The organism is Streptomyces sp. NPDC055189 (genome assembly GCF_053606765.1).
Window position 1 is genome coordinate 168337 of sequence record NZ_JBSGSG010000007.1, and the last position, 21103, is coordinate 189439.

Sequence of the window (21103 nt, forward strand, 5' to 3'; positions counted from 1 at the left end):
CGGACGGGTCAGCCCTTCACTGCGCCGGTGAGCATGCCCTGCTTGAAATGCCGCTGCACGAACGGTGAGAGCACGGCGACCGGCAGGAGCGCCAGGACCATCACGGCCATCTGGATGGCGAGCGGCGACAGATGCCCGGTGTTGATGGCCTGGGCCAGGCCCGTCGGCTTCTGCTGCTTGATGACCAGCTGCTGCATGACGTTCTGCAGCGGCATCATGTCCGGGTCGCTGAGATAGATCGACGCGTTGAACCACGCGCTCCAGTAGCCCACCGCGTAGAAGAGGGTGATGACCGCGATCACCGCGCGGGAGAGCGGCATCACGATCCGCCACAGGATGCGCAGGTCCCCGGCCCCGTCGATGCGGGCGCTCTCGATCAGCTCCTGTGCCGTGCCCATGAAGAACGCACGCAGGACGAGGATGTTGAAGACGTTCAGGGCGCTCGGCAGGATGAGCGACAGATAGGTGTCCGTGAGGCCGAGGCCCTGCACCACCAGATACGTGGGGATGAGCCCGGCGCCGAAGAACATCGTGGCGACGATGACGAGCAGGATGGGGCGGTGCAGGACCGACCCGGGGCGCGAGAGGCCGTACGCGCACAGGACGGACACCACCATGCTGAACAGCGTTCCGGTGACCGTGACGGCCACGCTGACCAGTGCCGCCCGCGACACCTGGCCGCCCCCGAGCAGCTCCTGGTAGTGGACGAAGGTGACCCCGCGCGGGATCACCACGAGGCCGCCCGTCTCGGTGATCGTCCTGACCGAGGAGAGGCTGGTGACGACCACCACCCACACCGGGAAGAGGACCGCCAGGCAGACCAGGGCCAGCGTCACGCCCTTGGTGGCGAGTCCTGCCCGCGTCGGGGGCTCCTCCCACACCGGGCGCAGACCCGACCTGCTGCCCGGCTTGATGCCGAAGTTCAGCACGCTCATCGCTTGTAGACCCCCTGCTCGCCCATGAGGTGGGCGGCCTTGTTGGCGCCGAGCACCATCAGGAGGCCGAAGACGCCCTTGACGATGCCGATGGCGGCGCCGTAACCGAAGTTGCCGTTGTCCAGGCCGGTGTTCCACACATAGGTGTCGAGGACCTCGGAGGCCGTGGGACCCACGGCGGTGCGCTGGAGCAGGATCTGCTCGAAGCCGACGGTGAGCGCGTTGCCGACCTGGAGCACGAGCAGCAGGGCCACCACCGGGCGCAGTGCGGGCAGCTGGATGTGCCACATGCGCCGCCAGCGGTTCGCGCCGTCCATCGCCGACGCCTCGTACAGGTCGGGGCTGACGGCGGCGAGGGCCGCGAGGAAGACGATGACGCCCCAGCCCGCGTCCTTCCAGACCATCTCGAAGGTGACCAGGAACTTGAAGAGAGCCGGGTCGGTCATCAGGTCGAAGCCCTCGTGCCCGTGGTCCCGCAGGACCTGCGCGACAAGACCCGCCCCGCCGAACATCTGCTGGAAGACCGTGATGACCAGGACCCAGGAGAAGAAGTGCGGCAGGTACAGGATCGCCTGGGCCACCGCCCGCACCCGGGGGCGCACGAAGCTGTTGACGAACAGCGCGAGCGCGATCGGCAGCGGGAAGAACAGCGTCAGCTGGATCGCGAAGATCGCGAAGGTGTTCCTGACCGCCTGCCAGAACAGCCGGTCCTCGACCATGTGCCGGAAGTGCTCGATGCCGATCCAGGGGCTCTGCGTCATCGCCTGGAACGCGTTGTCGGCGATGTAGGGGTCGTAGTCCTGGAAGGCGACGACGTTGCCGATCAGCGGCACGTAGTTGAAGACGATCAGGAGCAGCAGCGCGGGCAGCACCATCAGGAGCAGGACGCGGTCACGGCGCAGCCGGTGGCGCAGCGGGACGCGGGCGGGTGCCTTCTTCGCGGGGGGCGCGGCTCCGGCGGCGGGCTCGGCCCGTGCCTGCTCGGTGGTGGTGGTCTCGCGCGCGTGAGTCGTGCTCTGAGCCATGTCAGGACGCCGCGTCGCCGGTCTCGTCAAGCAGCTTCTTGTACCAGTCGCGCAGCTTGTCGCCGCCGCCCGACTTCCAGTCCGCTGCCGCCTGCTGCATGTCGCCGACCTTCTTGCGGCCGCGCACGACGTCCTTCTCCAGGTCCTCGAACTCGGCGTTCAGCTCGGTGTACCGGTTCGGCTCGATGATCTGCATGCCGTGGAAGAGCGGCTTCTTCGTGTGCGCGCCCTGGCGCTGCTGCCACTCGACCATGCCCTCGGTGACGTCCGGCAGATCGGGGTAGGCGACGAACGGCGCGGGCGAGGCGAGGTACTCGTACGTCGAGAAGACCTCGTTGTTGCCCTTGCCGTTCTTGGTGAGGACGCCGTCCTTGAACGTGTGGTGGACGCCCTCGACGCCGTACATGCGAAGGCGCTGCTCCTTGGAGCCGTAGGGAGCGGCCGTGAAGTTGGCGAGGGCGAGAATGTCGCGGACGGTCTTCTCGTCGGCCTTCTCGCTGATGAACGTCCAGATGTCGGCCGGCGGACGCGCGTACAGCGTGGGGGCGCCGCCGTCGGCGGCGAAGTAGTCGAACGCCTCCATGCGGAACTTCTTGTTGTCCACGCGCTGCACGGCGGCCTTGCCGTACCAGTCGGACAGGTCCTGGCAGTACATCCAGACCTTGCCCGCCGCGCACAGGTCGCCGATGCTGCCGGTCTCGGCCTTCGCGTCGGGGTGCACGAAGCCCGCCGAGTACAGCTTGCGCGACCACTCCAGGGCTTCCAGGTACTCGTCGGTCTCGTAGCGGTTGACGAGCTTGCCGTCGACGAGCTTCCAGTAGTACGGCTTCTCGGGCAGCACCCCGAAGATGTGCCAGGCCGCCCAGGTCATGTCGCCGCACGCCCACACCTTGCTCTTGGGGGCGTTGAGCTCCTTGCACAGGTCGTAGAACTCCTGCGCGCTCGTGGGCGCTTCGAGCCCCTCCTTCTCGAAGAGGTCGGTGCGGTAGAACGGCGCGATGTTCAGCGTGGTGGCGGCGGGCATCGGCAGGCCGCGCAGCTTGCCGGCGAAGATGGAGCGCTGCCAGGCGCCGGTGGGGATCGCGGCGAGGTTCGGGTACTCCTTGACCTTGTCGCCGCTCAGGTAGGGGCCGAGGTCGGCGAACTTGTTCGCGATGGCGCTCGGTATCTTGCCGGTCAGCTCCCAGCCGGGCACGACCACGGCGTCCGGGACACCACTGGAGGCGAGCACCGCGCCCAGCTTCTGGCCGTACGTGTCGCCCTGCTGGTTCTGCCACCTGACGCGGACACCGGCGGCCTTGTCCATCGCCGTCCAGTAGGGATTGCCCTGCTTGGGCACGTTCCCCCAGATCGGCGCCATGACGGTGAACTCGCTGCCCTTGCCGAGCTTCCGCGGCACCGACTGCTTGAGCTCGGAGGCGGGCAGCGCCTTGGTGAAGCCCGCGGCCGAGCCGTTCTTGGCGGGGATGTCGGGGCCTGTCAGCTCCGACGCGACGTACGCGGGCAGCAGGTCCTTGAGCTTCTTCCCCGTCGTGGTGCCCTCGTTCTTCGACCCGCTGCCCCCGCAGGCCGTGAGCAGTGGGGCCCCGCCGGCCACGACGAGCGCGGCGAGGCCGGATGAGGCGAGGAAAGATCTCCGGCTCGAACGAGAGCTGTCGGAGAGGGAGTTCGGCGTCATTGCGTCAACCCTTCGTGGCGCGTGCCCGGACACACGGCGGTCACCGCCGGTCGGCATTCGAAGCGCTTCGATGTTGCTGCGAGGTTAAGTGAAGGCTTGAGCCGTAACAAGACTCGGTTCCGAATTCCTCCGAGGGGTCGCCGAGTTCCCTGTTCGCGCCAAGTCGCAGTGGATTGAGGGGTGCTGGAGGTTCGCTGCCTTGACACGGGCTTCAGTGGCGCAGAGCATCGAAGCGCTTCGAACAATGAGTTGTTCCTCCGTGCCCGCCGCTCGCCGCCCGCCAAGGGGATCCGTCCGTGACCGCAAGCCCGCCGCCGCCCCACGTCCCGCAGCCGCCGCCCTTCCGCGACCCCGAACTGCCGCTTGACCAGCGCGTGGACGACCTGCTGTCCCGGCTGACCGTCAGCGAACGCATCGCGCTCCTGCACCAGTTCACGCCCGCCGTCGAACGGCTCGGCATCGCCCCGTTCCGCACCGGACAGGAGGCCCTGCACGGCGTGGCCTGGATGGGCCCCGCCACCGTCTTCCCGCAGGCGGTCGGCCTCGGCGCCACCTGGAACGACGACCTCGTGCGCAGGGTCGGCGAGGCCGTCTCCACCGAGGCCAGGGCCATGCGCGCCGGGGACGACCGCGTCGGACTCAACCTCTGGGCGCCGACGGTGAACCTGCTCCGCCACCCGCTGTGGGGCAGGAACGAGGAGGGCTACTCGGAGGACCCCCGCCTCACCTCCGCGATCGCCGTCGCCTACACCCGCGGCCTGCGGGGCGACGATCCGCACCACTGGCGCACCGCCCCCGTGCTCAAGCACTGGCTGGCCCACAACAACGAGACGCTGCGCGACACGTCCTCCTCCTCCGTGCGACCCCGCGTCCTGCACGAGTACGACCTGCGGGCGTTCAAGGCCGCCGTCGAGGCGGGCGCGGTGGCCGGGGTGATGCCCGCCTACAACCTGGTCAACGGCCGCCCGAACCACGTCTCGCCGTACCTGCGCGAACATCTGCGCACCTGGACCGACCAGGAGCTGCTCGTCTGCTCCGACGCGGGGGCGCCCAGCAACCTCGTCGACTCCGAGAAGTACTTCGACACCCACGAGGAGGCCACCGCGGCGGCGCTCGCCGCGGGCGTGGACAGCTTCACCGACCACGGCACCGACGCGAGCATCATCACCGGGCGCATCCAACGCGCACTGGAAAAGGGCCTGTTGACCGAGTCCGACATCGACACCGCGGTGCGCCGGCAACTTTCGGTGCGCTTCCGGCTCGGCGAGTTCGACCCCGGCCAGGGCCCGTACGCGGACCCCGCCACCCACGCCTTCGACACCCCCGCACACCGCGCGCTCGCCCAAGAGGCCGCCGAGCAGTCCGTCGTCCTGCTGAAGAACGACGGACTGCTCCCGCTGCCCGAAGGCACCCGCATCGCGGTCGTCGGGCTCCTCGCCGACGAGTGCAAGACCGATTGGTACAGCGGAACCCTCATCCGCCGCAGCAGCCCTCTCGACGGCCTGCGCGAGCGGTTCGGCGCCGACCGCGTCACCTTCACCGAAGGCACGGACCGGGTGCGCCTGAAGTGCGCGGCGGGATGGCTGCGCGTACCGGACGCCGCCTCCGACGGGGGCGGTCGCGTCCAGGACGCCGAGATCGCCCTGGACCCGGCGCTGCTCACCGGCCGTACCGACCTGGCACCGCTGACCTGCGGCCCCGAGCCGGCCGAATTCGCCCTCGTCGACTGGGGATGCGGCATCTGGACCCTGCGCGCCCCCGACGGCCGCTATCTCTCGGTCGCCGACGACGGATTCGTGCGCGCGTCGGCGGACCAGCCGGGCGGCTGGGTCATACAGGAGACGTTCGCGCTGGTCGGCCACGGGGACGGGTACCTCATCGAGCACAAAGGGACGGGTGGGTACGTCTCTGTCGCCGCCGACGGCGTGAAGGTTGCCGACGAGCCCGAGGTCTTCACCGTCGAATTCCTGGAGCGCGGCGAGGACGCGGTAACCCGCGCCGCCGCGCGGGCCGACGCCGTGATCGTCGTCGCCGGGAACGACCCCCACATCAACGGCCGCGAGACCGAGGACCGCACGACACTCGCCCTGCCGCCCCACCAGGAGCGGCTGTGGCGCGCGGCACGGGCCGCCAACCCGCGCACCGCCCTCGCCCTGGTCTCCGCCTACCCGTACGCGGTCGCCGACGCCCACGACCAGCTGCCCGCACTGCTGTGGGCCGCGCACGGCGGACAGGCGGCGGGCACCGCGCTCGCCCGGATCATCGCGGGCGACGTCTCCCCGGCCGGCCGTCTCCCGCAGACCTGGTACGCCGCGGACACCGACCTCCCCGACCTGCTCGACTACGACGTCATCGGCTCCCGGCAGACCTACCTCTACTTCGACGGCACCCCGCTCTACCCGTTCGGGCACGGCCTGGGCTACTCCTCCTTCGCCTACGACGATCTGGTGGCCGCCCGCGAAGGCGATGCGATCCGGGTCGCGTTCACCGTCACCAACACCGGGCCCGTCGCCGCGGACGAGGTGGCCCAGCTCTACACCCGGGCACCCCGCGATGCCGCCGGGACCCGGGCTCTGCCGCACCGCCAGCTCGACGCGCACCGCCGCATCCACCTCGGGGCCGGATCAGCACGCCGTCTGGAGTTCCGACTGCCGCTGGCCGACCTGGCGTTCTGGGACGTGCGGCACGACCGCCTGGCCGTGGCGCCGGGCGCTCACGAGGTACTCGCGGGTGCCTCCAGCAGTGACATCAGGCTCACGGCGACCGTCGGCATCGAGGGTGACCCGATCGCCGCACGGCCGGTGCGTGAGGGCGGCCTGACGGCAGCCGCGTACGACGAACAGATGGGCACCGAGATCGTCGACCGCACCAGGACCAGCGGCGACGCCGTGCGCGCGGTCGAGGGTGGTACGGGCGAACTGCTGTTCAGCGACTGCGACTTCGGCGACGGGGTCTGCGGCGTCTCCGTCGAGGTCGCGGGGTCCGGAGCCGTCGACCTCATCTCGGGAAGCACCGCCACCACCGTCACCGTCCCGGCCACCGGCGGCGCGTACGACTACACCTCGCACACCTCCCGTTTCACCGCCGCCGGGGTGCGCGATCTGCGCGTACGGCTGCGCGGCCCCCTGCGGCTCGCACGGCTCGCCTTCACCGCCGCCGTACAGCCGGGGGACGGGCAGAGGAAGACCGCATGAAGTTCACCGACGGCTTCTGGCTGATGCGTGACGGGGTGCGTGCCTCGTACGCGACGGACGTGCGAGACGTCCGGGAGGGGGAAGGACGGTTCACGGCCTACGCCGCCGTTCACCGGGTGCGCGAGCGCGGCGACACCCTCAACACACCGCTCATCACGGTCGAGTGCTTCTCGCCCGCCGAAGGTGTGATCGGTGTCCGGGCGACCCACCACGCCGGGAAGGTGGCGCCCGGGCCGGAGTTCGGTCTGCGCACCAGCGAGGGCGCGGGGATCGTCAAGCGCGAGGGCACCGTCACCGAGCTCGTCAGCGGCCCGCTCACCGTGCGCCTGGACACCGACAAGCCCTGGAGCCTGGAGTTCCTCGACGCCGACGGGCGGCGACTTACCGCCGTGGAGCGCAGGGGCACCGGCTTCGCCACCGCGCCCGACGGCAGTCACCACATGATCGGCCAGCTCGCCCTGGGCGTCGGCGAGTACATCTACGGCCTCGGCGAACGCTTCACCCCGTACGTCAAGAACGGCCAGAACGTCGACATCTGGCAGGCCGACGGCGGCACCAGCAGCGAGCAGGCCTACAAGAACATCCCCTTCCATCTCTCCTCGCGCGGCTACGGCGTCCTCGTCAGCCACCCCGGCAAGGTCTCCTACGAGATCGGCTCCGAGTCGGTCGGCCAGGTCCAGTTCAGCGTCGAGGACCAGACGGTCGAGTACTACGTCATCGCGGGGCCGGCCCCCAAGGACGTCCTGCGCCGCTACACCGGACTGACCGGCCGCCCCGCGCTGCCGCCCGCCTGGTCGTTCGGCCTGTGGCTGACGACCTCCTTCTGCACGCCCTACGACGAGGAGACCGTCACCGCCTTCGTCGACGGCATGGCAGAACGCGACATCCCGCTCGGTGTCTTCCACTTCGACTGCTTCTGGATGCGCGAGTACCAGTGGTCCGACTTCCGCTGGGACCCGGAAGTCTTTCCCGACCCTGAGGGCATGCTGCGCAGACTCCGCGAGCGCGGCCTGAAGGTCAGCGTGTGGATCAACCCGTACATCGCGCAGAAGTCCGGGCTCTTCGCCGAGGCCGCCGCCAACGGGTACCTCGTCCGGCGGCCCGACGGCGACATCTGGCAGTGGGACCTCTGGCAGCCCGGCATGGCGCTCGTGGACTTCACGAACCCGGCCGCACGCGAGTGGTACGCGGGCCTGCTGCGCACCCTGCTCGACCAGGGCGTCGACTCCTTCAAGACCGACTTCGGCGAACGCGTGCCCACCGACGTCCGCTGGCACGACGGCTCGGACCCCGGCCGCATGCACAACTACTACGCGCAGCTCTACAACAGCACGGTCTTCGAACTCCTGGAGAAGGAACGCGGCCCGGGCCAGGCGGTCCTGTTCGCCCGCTCGGCGACGGCCGGCGGCCAGCAGTTCCCCGTGCACTGGGGCGGCGACTGCTTTGCCTCGCTCGGCGCGATGGCCGAGTCGCTGCGCGGCGGCCTCTCCCTCTCGCTCTGCGGCTTCGGCTTCTGGAGCCACGACATCGGCGGCTTCGAGGGCACACCCGACCCCGCGGTCTTCAAACGCTGGCTCGCCTTCGGCCTGCTCTCCTCGCACAGCCGCCTGCACGGAAACGTCTCCTACCGGGTGCCGTGGGCGTTCGGCGACGAGGCGGTCGACGTGGCCCGCAAGTTCACGCGGCTCAAGCACCGCCTCATGCCCTATCTGTACGGAGCCGCCGTCGAGGCCCACCGCACGGGCGTGCCCGTCATGCGTCCGATGCTCCTCGAATTCCCGGACGACCCCGCCTGCCGCACCCTCGACCGCCAGTACATGCTCGGCCCCGACCTCCTGGTCGCCCCCGTCTTCACCGCCGAGGGGGACGTCGAGTTCTACGTCCCCGAAGGCACCTGGACCCACCTGCTGACCGGCGAGACCATCCAGGGCCCGGGATGGCACCGGGAGACCCACGGTTTCGACAGCCTCCCCCTGTACGTACGCCCCGGCGCGCTGCTCCCGCTGGGCGCGGACGACCGGCGCCCGGACGGCGACTGGCTGCGGGACCTCACGCTCCTGGTCACGCCCGGCACCAAGGACGGCACGGAGGTCACCGTGCCCGACGGGGAGGGCCGGCCCGCGGCCGTCTTCCGCGCGGTACGGGACGGCGACGGCGTCCGGGTCACCGCGGAGGGGACCACGCGGCCCTTCGAGGTGCGGACGGCGGCGGATTGGCCGGACCAGGGCGGCAACCCATTGCCGGACGGTGGCGACAAGGACGTGTAAGCCGTCCACCACCGAAGGAATGATCCGGGAACATGACCCCACGAGCGAACAAGCGCGTCCGTCATCGCCGAGGTCTCGGCAAGCGCCGTGCCGTCGTCGGAGGCATCGCCGCGCTCGGCATGACCGGCGCCGCCCTCGTCACCACCACCCTCATGCCGAGTGCGGGGGCGGCGACCGCCTGGCCCGGGGCCAAGGGCGAGAAGCCGACGTCGAAGACCATCGAGGTGTCCGGCACCTACGACGGCGGACTCAAGCGCCACTACGGCACCGGCGACCTGGGCGGCGACGGCCAGGACGAGGGCCAGGACCCGATCTTCAAGCTGAAGGACGGCGCGGTTCTCAAGAACGTCATCCTCGGCTCACCGGCCGCGGACGGCGTCCACTGCTCGGGCAGCTGCACGCTGCAGAACGTGTGGTGGGAGGACGTCGGCGAGGACGCCGCCACGTTCAAGGGGACGTCGGCGGGCTCGACGTACACCGTCTACGGCGGTGGCGCGAAGAAGGCCGACGACAAGGTCTTCCAGTTCAACGGCGCGGGCAAGCTGGTCGTCACCAAGTTCCAGGTCTCCGGCTTCGGCAAGCTGGTGCGCGCCTGCGGCAACTGCTCCAAGCAGTACCAGCGCAACATCATCGTGAACGACGTCGACATCACGGCGCCGGGCAAGTCGATCGTCGGCATCAACACCAACTACGGCGACACGGCCGCGCTGCGCAACATCCGTATCCACGGCGACAGCGGCAAGAAGATCGCCACCTGCGACCGCTTCACCGGCAACAACACCGGTGCCGAGCCGCCGAAGACGGGCACGGGCCCCGACGGCAAGTACTGCAAGTTCACCGCATCGGACATCAGCTACCAGTAGCGGACGCAGCGATGCGGCACGGCCGAACCCCCCGGCCGTGCCGCATCGCTGTTCATCAGGTGCCCGGCCGCTCAGGTGCCAAGGAGCCGGTCGTACTCCGCCTGTGTCACCGGCAGGACCGTGCCGTGCCGGGCGCCCGGAGGCAGAGCGGCGTCCTTCGTCTCGGTCCACCGGCCCGACGCGAGGTCCGTCGTCTCGAAGAGGACATAGCCGCGCCCGCCGAACTCGTCGATGAGCATGTACCACTTGTCCCCGGTGTTGGCCCTGAACACCGCGGGCCCCTCGCCCCGGTCGATGACGCCCTTCCCGATGCAATCGGCCACGAAGTCGTACGACGTGTCCGTGAGACTCCGCGACTTCTCCGCGGTGATGAACTTCGAGCAGGGGGTGCCGGACGCGGGGTCCCGCTCGTCCTTGGTGAAGCGGTAGTAGTCACGGCCGTCCTTGACCACCGTGGAGTCGATCACCGAGTAACCCGGGTCGTTCCAGACCTTGGGCTTGCTGAAGGTGCGGAAGTCCTTCGTCGTCGCGTACAGCATCTTGTTGTACGTCGACCCCGTGTGGTCCGGGTCGTCGGCGTCGTAGACCTTGGACGCCCAGAAGACGACGTACGACTTCAGCTTCTCGTCGTAATACGCCTCCGGGGCCCAGGTGTTGCCCGCCGTGTCCGGGGCGACCTTCACCAGGCGCTGGTCGGTCCAGTGCACCAGGTCGGTGGACTCCCACACCATGACCGACTTGCTGCCGGTGCGCTGCACCTGGTCCCAGCTGCCGCCGCTCCCGCCGTACATCCGCAGGTCGGTGGCTATCTGGTAGAACTTGTCGCCCTTCGGCGAGCGGATGATGAACGGGTCGCGCAGCCCCTTGGTGCCGAGCTGCGAGGTGAGCACGGGCTTGCCGCCGTTCAGCTCCTGATACCGCGTGGGATCGTCGCCCCGGCTGAGCGCCATGCGGATCTGCTCGCCGTCCGCGGTGCCCTCACCGGTGAAGTAACTGAAGAGGTAGCCCGCGTACTTCTGCTCGGCGTGCTGCGGCTGCGCATACGCGGGAGCCGCGAGCAGACCGGCCATCAGGGCAAGCAGCGGGATCAGGATTCTCGGCGTTCTCTGGGTCCTCGGATGTCTCGGGCGCACGATGTGTCCTCTCGAAGGCCGGGGGCGCCGCTCAGCGCGCCGAGAAGCTGTGCACCGTGCTCGACCGGTAGGTCTGGCCGGGCCGCAGCACCGTCGAGGGGAACTTCGGCTGGTTGGGGGAGTCCGGGAAGTGCTGCGTCTCCAAGCAGAGCCCGTCGCCCTGCCGGTAGGTGCGTCCCGAGGGCCCGGTGAGGGTGCCGTCCAGGAAGTTCCCGGAGTAGAACTGCACCCCCGGCTCGGTCGTGGCGATCTTCAGGGCGCGGCCCGACTCCGGGTCCCGCAGCGTCGCGAAGTGCTCGGGGCGCTTCGTGATGCCCTTGTCCAGGACCCAGTTGTGGTCGAATCCCTTGGCGGTCACCAGCTGCTCGTGCGAGACCCGGATGTCCTCGCCGACGGTCTTCGCCCGCCGGAAGTCGAAGGGCGTGCCCGCCACCCGGGCAAGCTCGCCCGTCGGGATGAGGCCGGCGTCGGTGGGCGTGTACCGGGCGGCGGCCAGGGCCAGTTCGTGCCCCAGGATGTCGCCGCTGCCCTCGCCCGCGAGGTTGTAGTACGTGTGGTTCGTCAGGTTCACCACGGTGGCCTTGTCCGTGGTCGCCGCGTAGTCGATGCGCCAGTCGCCGCGCGCGTCGAGCGTGTACGTCACGGTCACCCGCAGCGTTCCCGGGTAGCCCATCTCCCCGTCGACGCTCGTGTAGTGCAGGCGCAGGCCGACGCCGGAGGAGTCCTTGAACGGCTCGACGTCCCACACCCGCGTGTCGAAGCCCTTGGCCCCGCCGTGCAGGCTGTTCTCGCCGTCGTTCACGGACAGCTGGTGGGTCTTGCCGTCCAGGGTGAAGCGGCCCTTGGCGATGCGGTTGCCGTAGCGGCCGATCGTCGCGCCGAAGAAGGTGGTTCCGGCGACGTACGCCTCGATGTTGTCGTAACCGAGGGAGACGTTGGTGTACCGGCCTTTCCGGTCGGGCAGTTCGAGGGACTGCACGATGCCGCCGTACGAAAGCACCTTCATCCGGGTGCCTCCGTTGGCAAGGGACCAGCGGTACACCTTGGTCCCGTCGGCCAGCTTCCCGAACAGCTCCTTGGTGGGGGTACGGCCCGCCGAGGCATACGAGGTGCCCGCGGCGGCGGCGGAGAGCCCGACGGCGGCGGCCGAGGCCAGGACGGTACGTCTGCTCGTTTCCATGTGCGGCTCCTCATTCTCAGCCCGTCCGGCGTTTGAGGACGAGCCCGCAGGGCGATCTGCGGTGCGATGAATCTCGGGGCGAGACAGGGTCGGTCAACTGGGGCTCAGCGCCCCACCTTGCGCTTGTTCCAGACGTCGAAGCCGACCGCCGCAAGCAGCACCAGGCCCTTGATGACCTGCTGGTAGTCGGTCCCGATGTTGACGAGGGACATGCCGTTGTTGAGGACGCCGAGGACCAGGCCGCCGATCACGGCGCCCATCACCGTGCCGACGCCGCCGCTCATCGACGCGCCGCCGATGAACGAGGCGGCGATCGCCTCGAGTTCGAAGTTCAGGCCCGCCTGCGGGGTACCCGCGTTGAGCCGGGCGGCGTAGACACAGCCCGCGAGCGCGGCGAGCACACCCATGTTCACGAAGATCAGGAAGGTGACGCGCTTGTCCTTGACGCCGGACAGCTTCGCCGCCGCCTTGTTGCCGCCGAGCGCGTACACATGACGGCCGACGACCGCGTTGCGCATCACATAGCCGAGAGAGATCAGCAGGCCGCACATGATGAGCAGCACCACGGGCACGCCGTGGAAGCTGGCGAGAGTCAGCGTGAAGGCGATGACGGCGGCGCAGATCGCCACCAGCTTTGCCGCCCACAGGCCCGTCGGCATCACGTCGAGGTCGTAGGCCAGCTGCTGCTTGCGGCTGCGCCACTCGCGGAAGAGCAGGAACACGACCGTCACGAAACCGAGCACAAGGGTCGGGTTGTGGTACTGCGTGTACGGGCCCATCTCGGGGATGAACCCCTTGGCGATGTTCTGGAAGCCCTCGGGGAACGGCGAGAGCGACTGGCCCTCCAGGACGATCTGCGTGAGACCGCGGAAGAGCAGCATGCCGGCGAGCGTCACGATGAACGACGGGATGCCGACGTAGGCGATGAAGAAGCCCTGCCACGCTCCCGCCACCGCGCCGATGAGGAGCGAGAGGACGAGCGCGAGCACCCAGGGCATGTCGTGTTTGACCATCATCACCGCCGACATGGCGCCGACGAAGGCGACCAGTGAGCCGACGGACAAATCGATATGACCGGCGATGATCACAATCATCATGCCGATGGCAAGGATGAGGATGTAGCCGTTCTGCTGGATCAGGTTGGACACGTTGTTCGGCAGGAGCAGCGTGCCGTCGGTCCAGATCTGGAACAGGATGACGATGAAGGCCAGGGCGACGAGCATGCCGTACTGGCGCATGTTGGAGCGCACGCTCTGCAGCAGCAGAGCACCGGTGGATTCCTTGGCGGACGGCTTGCTCGACGTGTCACTCGGTGGCGTGGTCGTGGTGGTCATGGCGGATGCCTCAGCTTCTGTTCTTGGTCATGTGGCGCATCAGGAGTTCCTGGGTGGCGTCCGCGCGGTCGACCTCGCCGGTCAGCCTGCCCTCGGCCATCGTGTAGATCCGGTCGCACATCCCGAGCAGCTCGGGCAGTTCGGAGGAGATGAAGAGCACCGCCTTGCCCGAGGCCGCCAGCTTGTCGATGACGGTGTAGATCTCGTACTTGGCACCGATGTCGATGCCGCGCGTCGGCTCGTCGAGGATGAGGATCTCGGGATCGGCGTGGATCCACTTGCTCAGGACGACCTTCTGCTGGTTGCCGCCGGAGAGCCGCCCCACCTGCTCGAAGACGGTGGGAGCCTTGATGTTCATCGACTTGCGGTAGCGCTCGGAGACGGAGCGTTCCTTGTGCTCGTCGACGAAGCCGTCCTTGCGCCGCATGCCGGAGAGCGAGGCCAGGGAGACGTTGCGGTTGATGTTGTCGATGAGGTTGAGGCCGTACTGCTTGCGGTCCTCGGTGACGTACGCGATCCCGGCGTCGACCGCGGCGGGCACGGTCTTCGTCGTGACCTCCTGCCCGCCGACGGAGACCGTCCCGGCGACGTACTGGCCGTAGGAACGCCCGAAGACGGACATCGCGAGCTCTGTCCGGCCGGCGCCCATCAGGCCCGCGATGCCGACGATCTCGCCGCGCCGCACGGTCAGCGACACGTCGTCGACGACCTTGCGCAGGTGGTCGACCGGATGCCGCACCGTCCAGCCCTGTACGGACAGGGCCAGGGAGCCCGCGTCCTCGCCCTCGTAGGGCGTGCGGTCGGGGAAGCGGTTGTCGAGGTCGCGGCCGACCATGCCGCGGATGATGCGGTCCTCGGACAACTGCGGTTCGGCGGACGGGGTCTCACGGACCGTCAGGGTCTCGATGGTCTGCCCGTCGCGCAGGATCGTCACCGAGTCGGTGATGGCCCGGATCTCGTTGAGCTTGTGCGAGATGATGATGCAGGCGATGCCCTGATCGCGCAGCTCCAGGATGAGATCGAGGAGCTTGGCGCTGTCCTCGTCGTTCAGGGCGGCCGTCGGCTCGTCCAGGATGAGCAGCTTCACCTCCTTGGACAGGGCCTTGGCGATCTCCACCAGCTGCTGTTTGCCCACGCCGATGTCGGCCACCGGAGTCTGCGGCTTGTCGCGCAGGCCGACCCGCTTGAGCAGCGCGCTCGCCCTGCGCAGCGTGTCGTTCCAGTCGATGAAGCCGCGGGTGCTCTGTTCGTTGCCTAGGAAGATGTTCTCGGCGATGGACAGATACGGGACGAGCGCCAGCTCCTGATGGATGATCACGATGCCGTGCTTCTCGCTGGCACGGATGTCCTTGAAGGCCATCTGCTCGCCCTCGAAGTGGATCTCACCGTCGTAACTGCCGTGCTCGTGGACGCCGCTGAGGACCTTCATCAGCGTCGACTTGCCCGCGCCGTTCTCGCCGCAGATCGCGTGGATCTCCCCGGCGCCCACGGTCAGGTTCACGTCGGAGAGCGCCTTGACGCCGGGGAACGTCTTGGTGATGTTGCGCATCTCCAGTACGGGCCCGCTCATGAGAGCTGCCCAGCCTTGAAGTAGCCCTCGTCGATCAGGAGCTGGGTGTTGGACTTGTCGATGCTGACCGGGTCGAGCAGGAAGGACGGCACGGTCTTCTTGCCGTTGTCGTAGTCCTTGGTGTTGTTGACCTTCGGCTTCTTGTCGTTGAGGACCGCGTCGCCCATGGACACCGTCTGCGCGGCCAGCTTGCGGGTGTCCTTGAACACCGTCTGCGTCTGCTCGCCGCGGATGATGGACTTCACCGATGCGAGCTCCGCGTCCTGCCCGGTGATCACCGGCAGCGGGTCGCTCTTGGAGCCGTAGCCCGCGCTCTTCAGCGCGGAGATGATGCCGATCGAGATTCCGTCGTACGGCGAGAGGACCGCGTCGACCTTCGCGGAGCCGTAGTTCTTGCTGATCAGGTCGTCCATGCGCTTCTGCGCGGTGCCGCCGTCCCAGCGCAGCGTGGTGGCCTGGTTCATCTTGGTCTGCTTGCTGCGCACGACGAGCTGACCGCTCTTGAAATACGGCTGGAGCACCTTCATGGCGCCGTTCCAGAAGTACTTGGTGTTGTTGTCGTCCGGCGAGCCCGCGAACAGCTCGATGTTCTTCGCGTCGCCGCCCTTCTCCGGCTTGCCCAGCTTCAACTTCTCGACGATGTACTGGGCTTCGAGGCGGCCGACGCGCTCGTTGTCGAACGACGCGTAGTAGTCGACGTTCTCGGTGCCGAGGATGAGGCGGTCGTAGGAGATCACGGGGATGCCCGCGTCGGCCGCGCGCTGCAGGACCTCGGTGAGCGCGGAGCCGTCGATGGCGGCCACCACCAGGAGGCTGCGCCCCTTGGTGATCATGTTCTCCAGCTGGGCGATCTGGTTCTCGACCTTGTCGTCGCCGTACTGCAGATCGGTCTTGTAGCCGGCCTTCTGGAACTGTTTGGCCATGTTGTTGCCGTCGGCGATCCACCGCTCGGAGGACTTGGTGGGCATCGCGAGGCCGATGGTGCTGCCCTTGCCCTCGTCCGGTTTGTAGCGGCTGCCGCCCTTGGCCTCCTGGCCGCAGGCCGCCAGTGAGCCGATCATGACGACGGTGGCCACGGCGGCGGTGAGTCGCATGCGGGATATGCGGGTTCTCATGGATCAGTCCCCTTCCGGGACGGGGAAGCGCTGGAGCTCGCCGGGCAGGCGTGCGCCGAGCGGCGACATCCCGCCGTCAGCGCCGTGCCGGGCGAGCAGATCGAGGGTGAGGCGTCCGCGGCGGACCCGCTCGCGGGCGGTGGCCAGGGTGTGGTCGCGCAGATGGGCGCCGTAGGGGTAGATGCCGGGGGACTTGCTCAGGCCGAACTTGAGGTAGAGCGGGGCGCCGCGCCGGATCAGCTCGGCCGCCTCGTACGTCCGGATGTAGCCGCCGAGGTCGTCGGGTGCCTCCACGTACAGGTCCATCGGGGCGCGGCTGGCCCGGCGGATCTCCGTGAGGTGGGTCAGGGTGAGGTCGGAGGGGATGTTGAGCGAGTCGGCGCCGAGGCGCTCGTAGACCGCGTACGAGGCCGGGTTGACCGGGCCGATCAGGGCCGAGACCTTGAACGTGGTGTCGGCGGGCAGCACACCGGCGACGCGCAACCGGTGCAGGGTCCACAGCACGCCCTCGTCGGCGACGAGCAGGCACTTGACGCCCAACTCCGTTGCGCGCACGGCGTCTTCCACGCATCCGGCGAGCGCGTCGTGGCCGCGCGAGCGAAGGCCCGCGCCCCCGGAGTCGGTGCGCGTCGCGGCGCCGATGTCCCAGGTGCCGCGCGGTCCCGTGAACAGGCAGAGCTCGATGTCCCGTTCGGCGCAGGCCTCGACCATCTCGGTGATCTCGACGTCGGAGAGCATCCAGATGCCGCTGCCCTGGCTGATCCGGTGGATCGGCACATCGAGCCGCGAGCTCTCCTTGAGGACGACGGCGAGCGCCTCGGGTCCCTCCACGGAGGGGATCTCGGTGCGCCAGGTGCCGCCGTCGGGGAACGCGTGCGGCGACGCGTCGGCCGGATCGGTGGCGGGTACGGGGTGCCCGATGCGGGCGAGGGCGTCGACGCCGGGGCGGCGGGGGGCTGACGGGCTGGTCACGGGACTCCCATACGCAGTGGATTCTGCTGTGTTCGATATTTCGTACGTTGGTCGGTTCAAAGGGTGTGTACGGCGGCCGTACGGCTCAGGGGAATCTCAGGGGCACTTCAGGGACGCAGGAGCACCTTCCCGGTCTTCGGATCGCCGCCGCCGACCAGCGCGACCGCCTCCCCGAACTGATCGAGCGGGAACTCGTGCGTGATCAGCGGGGCGGGGCCGAGCAGTCCGAGCCCGAACGCGCGGACCGCGTCCGACCAGGCGGAGGACGGCGCGCCGAAGACGCTGCGCACCTCCAGCTGGCTCAGCGAGAGATGCACCGGGTCGATGCCGACGGCGCCGGGCGTGAACATCCCGGTCAGCACCACCCGGCCGCCCCTGCGCGCGAGCAGACAGGAGGAGGCGGCCGTGCTCGGCGCTCCCGCGGTCTCCACGACCAGATCGAAGCGGCCGTGGTACGCCTCGGCCTCGCCGGGCGTCAGGCTCTCGCTCGCCCCGAAGTCGAGGGCCTGCCTGCCGCGTTCGGCCCGCGGGTCGATCACCACGAGCTCGCCGGGGGACGAGGCGGCGAGCAGCTGCACCGCGAGCATCCCCAGGGTGCCAGCGCCGACCACCGCGATCCGCTCGCCGGGGCTCGGCCGCCCCGTCCGCACCGCGCCGGCGATGACCGCGGCGGGTTCGAGGAGGGCGGCCGCTGCGAGGTCCGCGTCCGGATGCAGAAGATGCAGGAGCCGGGCGGGGACGACGACGTGGTCGGCGAAGGCGCCGGGCTCGGTGAACCCGGTCTCCGCGTATCCGCCGCCGCACAGGCTCGTCTCGCCGCACCGGCAGCGCTCGCAGGTACCGCAGGCGCGGAACCCCTCGGCGACCGTCTTCCGCCCGGTGAGCGCGGGGTCGACGCCTTCGCCGGTGGCCTCGACGGTGCCGGACCACTCGTGCCCGGGGATCACGGGATAGCGCACATAGGCGGCGTCCCGGTGGCCGTCGTACACCTCGCGGTCGCTCATGCAGATCCCGGCCGCCGCCACCCGGACCAGGACCTCGCCGGGTCCGGGCTCGGGCCGCGCGCCGACCGTGAGCCGGTGCGAGCCCGGCCGGTCGACGACGATCGCGCGGGAGTCGGTGCTCACTTCGCGGCTGCCTTGGGGGCGCGCTTCTCCCAGCCCTCGGCCCACAGGTCGAAACGGGCCTGCTGCTGCGGGAACTCCGCCGCCGCTTCGGTGTCGAGCTCGACGCCGAGGCCCGGCTCGTGCGACACCTCGAAGTAGCCGTCGACCACCTGGGGCGCGCCCTTGACGACCTTCTTGATCTCCGCGTCCGCGAAGTCGTTGAAGTGCTCCAGGATCTTGAAGTTGGGCGTGCAGGCGGCGAGTTGCAGCGAGGCCGCGGTGAGCACGGAGCCGCCCACGTTGTGCGGGGCGATCAGCGTGTAGTGCGTCTCCGCGGTCGCGGCCAGCTTGCGGGTCTCCAGGATGCCGCCGATGTGGCCGAGGTCCGGCTGGATGATGTCGGCGGCCTGCGACTCGAAGAGCTCGCGGAACTCGATCCGGTCGTGGATGCGCTCGCCGGTGGCGATCGGCATGTCCACCTTGGCGGCGACCTTCTCCAGGGCCTTGAGGTTCTCCGGCGGCACCGGCTCCTCCAGCCACGCGGGCTTGAACGGTGCCATCTCGCGGGCCAGGCGGACCGCGGTGGACGGGCTGAACCGGCCGTGCATCTCCAGCATCAGCTCGGTGTCCGGGCCGATGGCGTCCCGCACCGCCTCGATCAGCGAGACCGCGTAGTTCGTGCCCGCCTGGTCGAGCTCGAAGTGCCCGGTCCCGAACGGGTCGATCTTCAGGGCGCGGTAGCCGCGCTCGACGACGGCCGTGGCGGCCTTGTGGTACGCCTCCGGGGTGCGCTCGGTGGTGTACCAGCCGTTCGCGTACGCCTTGACCTTGTCGGTCACCTTCCCGCCGAGGAGCTGCCAGACCGGCACGCCCAGAGCCTTGCCCTTGATGTCCCAGCAGGCCATCTCCACGCAGGCGATGCCCGACATGACGATCTCGCCGGCCCGGCCGTAGTCGCCGTACTTCATCTTCCGCACGAGATCCTCGACCGCGAACGGATCGGACCCCACGATGTGGTTGGCCGCCGCCTCCCGGAGGTAGCCGACCAGGGCGTCGGTGCGGCCGAGCATGCGGGTCTCGCCGACGCCGGTGAGGCCTTCGTCGGTGTGGACCTGGACGTAGGTGAGATTGCGCCACGGCGTTCCCACCACGTGCGTGCTGATTCCCGTAATACGCAAGGCAGTTGCCCCTTGGTTGTTCGGTATTTCGTCACACGTTCGAAATGTTGGCGTGACCGTATTCATGCAGGCGGCAGGGTGTCAATGGGTCGCGCAAAACGGTCTTGAGCTCACAGCCGGGACCCGGGCCGTTGCGCGCCGAACCTCGCTATGGCTAGCCTGTGTTCGTCATATCGATCGTTGACCGAAGTTTCGGACACAACTTCGGACGCACGGGGTGGGAGGCCGACCATGGGACGACTGGTTCCTGCGGTGACCAGAGCACTGGACATACTGGAGCTGTTCCTGGAGGGCGACGGCACGCTGTCCGCCCCCGAGGTGACCCGCAGACTCCAGCTGCCGCGCACCACCGTGCACGAACTGCTGACCACCCTTGCCGCCCGCTCGTACCTTGTCCAGATCCCGGACCAGAGCGGCCGCTACCGCCTCGGTGTACGCGCCTACCAGCTCGGCAGCCGGTATGCCGAGCAGCTCGACCTGGCCGCGGAGGGGCAGCAGGTGGCCCGCGAGGTCGCCGAGACCTGCGACGAGACGGTCCACGTGGCGGTCCTGGAGGACACGGACGTCATCTACATCGCCAAGGTGGACTCCACCCACGCGGTGCGCATGGTCTCCGCCGCGGGCCGCAAACTGCCCGCCCACTGCACGTCGGTCGGCAAGATGCTCCTTGCCTCACTGCCCCCGGCCGAGCTCGAGAACCGCCTGGCGGGGCGGGAGCTCGTGGCGATGACCGAGAACAGCATCACGGAGCAGGAGGCACTGCTCGCCGCGCTCGCCGGCATCAGGGAGCGCGGGGTCGCGGCCGAACACCGCGAGTCGAACCCCGACGTGAGCTGTGTGGCCGCCCCGGTCCGCGACAGCGCGGGCCAGGTCGTCGCGGCGCTTTCCATCTCCGTGCCGATGATCCGCTGGAGCGAGCAGCGCGAGGACGAACTGGCCGAACTCGCCGCCAAGGGCGCGGGCGACCTCTCGGAGCGCCTGGGCCACCGGGGCGTGCGCTAGATCCCCGGTAAGTTCTACGGGCGGCTCTTCGACTCCAGGTCAAGGAGCCGCCGCTTGGCCTCCAGGCCGCCCGCGTACCCGGCGAGCGAGCCGTCGGCACCGATGACCCGGTGGCAGGGGCGCACGACAAGGAGCGGGTTGCGCCCGATCGCCGTGCCCACGGCGCGGACCGCGGCGCGCGAGATCCCCAGCTGCTCGGCGAGCTTCCCGTACGAGGTGGTCGTGCCGTACGGGAGGGCGTCGAGGGCGTGCCAGACCCGCTGCTGGAAGTCGGTGCCGACGCCGCTCGCGTACTCGACGTCGAAGTGCGTCAGCGTCCCCTCGAAGTAGCCGCGCAGCTGCCCGGCGATCACGGCGAAGGCCCCGTCGTCGCGCACCCACCCGTCCTGCACGACCGCGCCGCCCTTCTGCCCCGGCATGGACAGCGAGGCAAGGGCGGTGCCGCCGTTCGCGGTGGCCGACTCCTCGCCGACCAGCAGCAGCTCGCCCAGCGGGCTTTCGACGGTCGTGTAGACGGCCTTCGCCATGACCTCGGTCATCAGATGCTCCCT

Annotated in this window: 15 protein-coding genes and 1 pseudogene; 4 read left to right on the top strand and 12 right to left on the bottom strand. The window is 69.2% G+C overall.

Annotated features, from left to right (window positions below; genetic code table 11):
* Nucleotides 1-8: 8 nt before the first annotated feature.
* From ACWFR3_RS08000 to ACWFR3_RS08010, 3 genes are read right to left on the bottom strand one after another with little or no spacing between them, the layout of a single operon-like run.
* The gene (locus tag ACWFR3_RS08000; RefSeq protein ID WP_453733701.1) at nucleotides 9-935 is read right to left on the bottom strand and encodes a carbohydrate ABC transporter permease; all 927 of its coding nucleotides are present in this window, start codon (nucleotides 933-935) and stop codon (nucleotides 9-11) included.
* Nucleotides 932-1960, bottom strand: coding sequence for an ABC transporter permease (locus tag ACWFR3_RS08005; RefSeq protein WP_453733702.1), 1029 nt, complete (start codon nucleotides 1958-1960; stop codon nucleotides 932-934). The genes ACWFR3_RS08000 and ACWFR3_RS08005 overlap by 4 nt, the downstream gene beginning before the upstream one ends.
* Before the next feature lies 1 nt (nucleotide 1961).
* Nucleotides 1962-3638 carry an extracellular solute-binding protein gene (locus ACWFR3_RS08010; protein ID WP_453733703.1) on the bottom strand — a complete coding sequence of 559 codons (1677 nt, stop codon included), beginning with the start codon at nucleotides 3636-3638 and terminating at the stop codon, nucleotides 1962-1964.
* Between the two features lie 296 nt (nucleotides 3639-3934).
* On the opposite strand from ACWFR3_RS08010, the gene ACWFR3_RS08015 reads away from it, so the two are divergent.
* The 3 genes from ACWFR3_RS08015 to ACWFR3_RS08025 are packed head-to-tail and all read left to right on the top strand — an operon-like array spanning nucleotide 3935 to nucleotide 9962.
* Nucleotides 3935-6832: a glycoside hydrolase family 3 C-terminal domain-containing protein gene (locus ACWFR3_RS08015; protein WP_453733704.1), complete on the top strand. Its 2898-nt coding sequence runs from the start codon at nucleotides 3935-3937 to the stop codon at nucleotides 6830-6832.
* Nucleotides 6829-9099, top strand: a complete 2271-nt coding sequence (gene yicI, locus ACWFR3_RS08020; protein ID WP_453733705.1) for an alpha-xylosidase — start codon at nucleotides 6829-6831, stop codon at nucleotides 9097-9099. The genes ACWFR3_RS08015 and yicI overlap by 4 nt, the downstream gene beginning before the upstream one ends.
* A gap of 32 nt (nucleotides 9100-9131) precedes the next feature.
* Complete coding sequence (locus ACWFR3_RS08025) at nucleotides 9132-9962, top strand: pectate lyase (protein ID WP_453733706.1); 831 nt, start codon at nucleotides 9132-9134, stop codon at nucleotides 9960-9962.
* Between the two features lie 80 nt (nucleotides 9963-10042).
* Here the strand turns inward: ACWFR3_RS08025 and ACWFR3_RS08030 are convergent.
* From ACWFR3_RS08030 to ACWFR3_RS08065, 8 genes and pseudogenes are all read right to left on the bottom strand, one after another.
* A pseudogene (locus tag ACWFR3_RS08030) lies at nucleotides 10043-11095 on the bottom strand (glycoside hydrolase family 43 protein); the annotation flags it as partial.
* 31 nt (nucleotides 11096-11126) lie between these two features.
* Nucleotides 11127-12275 (bottom strand): aldose epimerase family protein, encoded by a 1149-nt coding sequence (locus ACWFR3_RS08035; protein WP_453733707.1) that lies wholly within the window; start codon nucleotides 12273-12275, stop codon nucleotides 11127-11129.
* A 104-nt stretch (nucleotides 12276-12379) separates the two neighbouring features.
* Entirely contained in the window at nucleotides 12380-13609 is a 1230-nt protein-coding gene (gene mmsB / locus ACWFR3_RS08040) for a multiple monosaccharide ABC transporter permease (protein WP_453733708.1), read from the bottom strand.
* Nucleotides 13610-13619: 10 nt separating this feature from the next.
* Nucleotides 13620-15179 (bottom strand): multiple monosaccharide ABC transporter ATP-binding protein, encoded by a 1560-nt coding sequence (gene mmsA / locus ACWFR3_RS08045; protein ID WP_453733709.1) that lies wholly within the window; start codon nucleotides 15177-15179, stop codon nucleotides 13620-13622.
* Complete coding sequence (gene chvE, locus ACWFR3_RS08050; protein ID WP_453733710.1) at nucleotides 15176-16294, bottom strand: multiple monosaccharide ABC transporter substrate-binding protein; 1119 nt, start codon at nucleotides 16292-16294, stop codon at nucleotides 15176-15178. The genes mmsA and chvE overlap by 4 nt, the downstream gene beginning before the upstream one ends.
* A gap of 3 nt (nucleotides 16295-16297) precedes the next feature.
* Nucleotides 16298-17266: a hypothetical protein gene (locus ACWFR3_RS08055; protein ID WP_453733711.1), complete on the bottom strand. Its 969-nt coding sequence runs from the start codon at nucleotides 17264-17266 to the stop codon at nucleotides 16298-16300.
* Nucleotides 17267-17373: 107 nt separating this feature from the next.
* Entirely contained in the window at nucleotides 17374-18393 is a 1020-nt protein-coding gene (locus ACWFR3_RS08060; protein ID WP_453733712.1) for a zinc-dependent alcohol dehydrogenase, read from the bottom strand.
* Nucleotides 18390-19550, bottom strand: coding sequence for a mandelate racemase/muconate lactonizing enzyme family protein (locus ACWFR3_RS08065; RefSeq protein ID WP_453733713.1), 1161 nt, complete (start codon nucleotides 19548-19550; stop codon nucleotides 18390-18392). Before ACWFR3_RS08065 ends, ACWFR3_RS08060 begins: the two co-directional genes overlap by 4 nt.
* 231 nt (nucleotides 19551-19781) lie before the next feature.
* Here ACWFR3_RS08065 and ACWFR3_RS08070 point away from each other — a divergent pair, with 231 nt between their 5' ends.
* Nucleotides 19782-20552 carry an IclR family transcriptional regulator gene (locus ACWFR3_RS08070; RefSeq protein ID WP_453733714.1) on the top strand — a complete coding sequence of 257 codons (771 nt, stop codon included), beginning with the start codon at nucleotides 19782-19784 and terminating at the stop codon, nucleotides 20550-20552.
* Nucleotides 20553-20566: 14 nt separating this feature from the next.
* Here ACWFR3_RS08070 and ACWFR3_RS08075 read toward each other — a convergent pair whose 3' ends face one another.
* The gene (locus ACWFR3_RS08075; protein WP_453733715.1) at nucleotides 20567-21091 is read right to left on the bottom strand and encodes a methylated-DNA--[protein]-cysteine S-methyltransferase; all 525 of its coding nucleotides are present in this window, start codon (nucleotides 21089-21091) and stop codon (nucleotides 20567-20569) included.
* Nucleotides 21092-21103 lie beyond the last annotated feature (12 nt).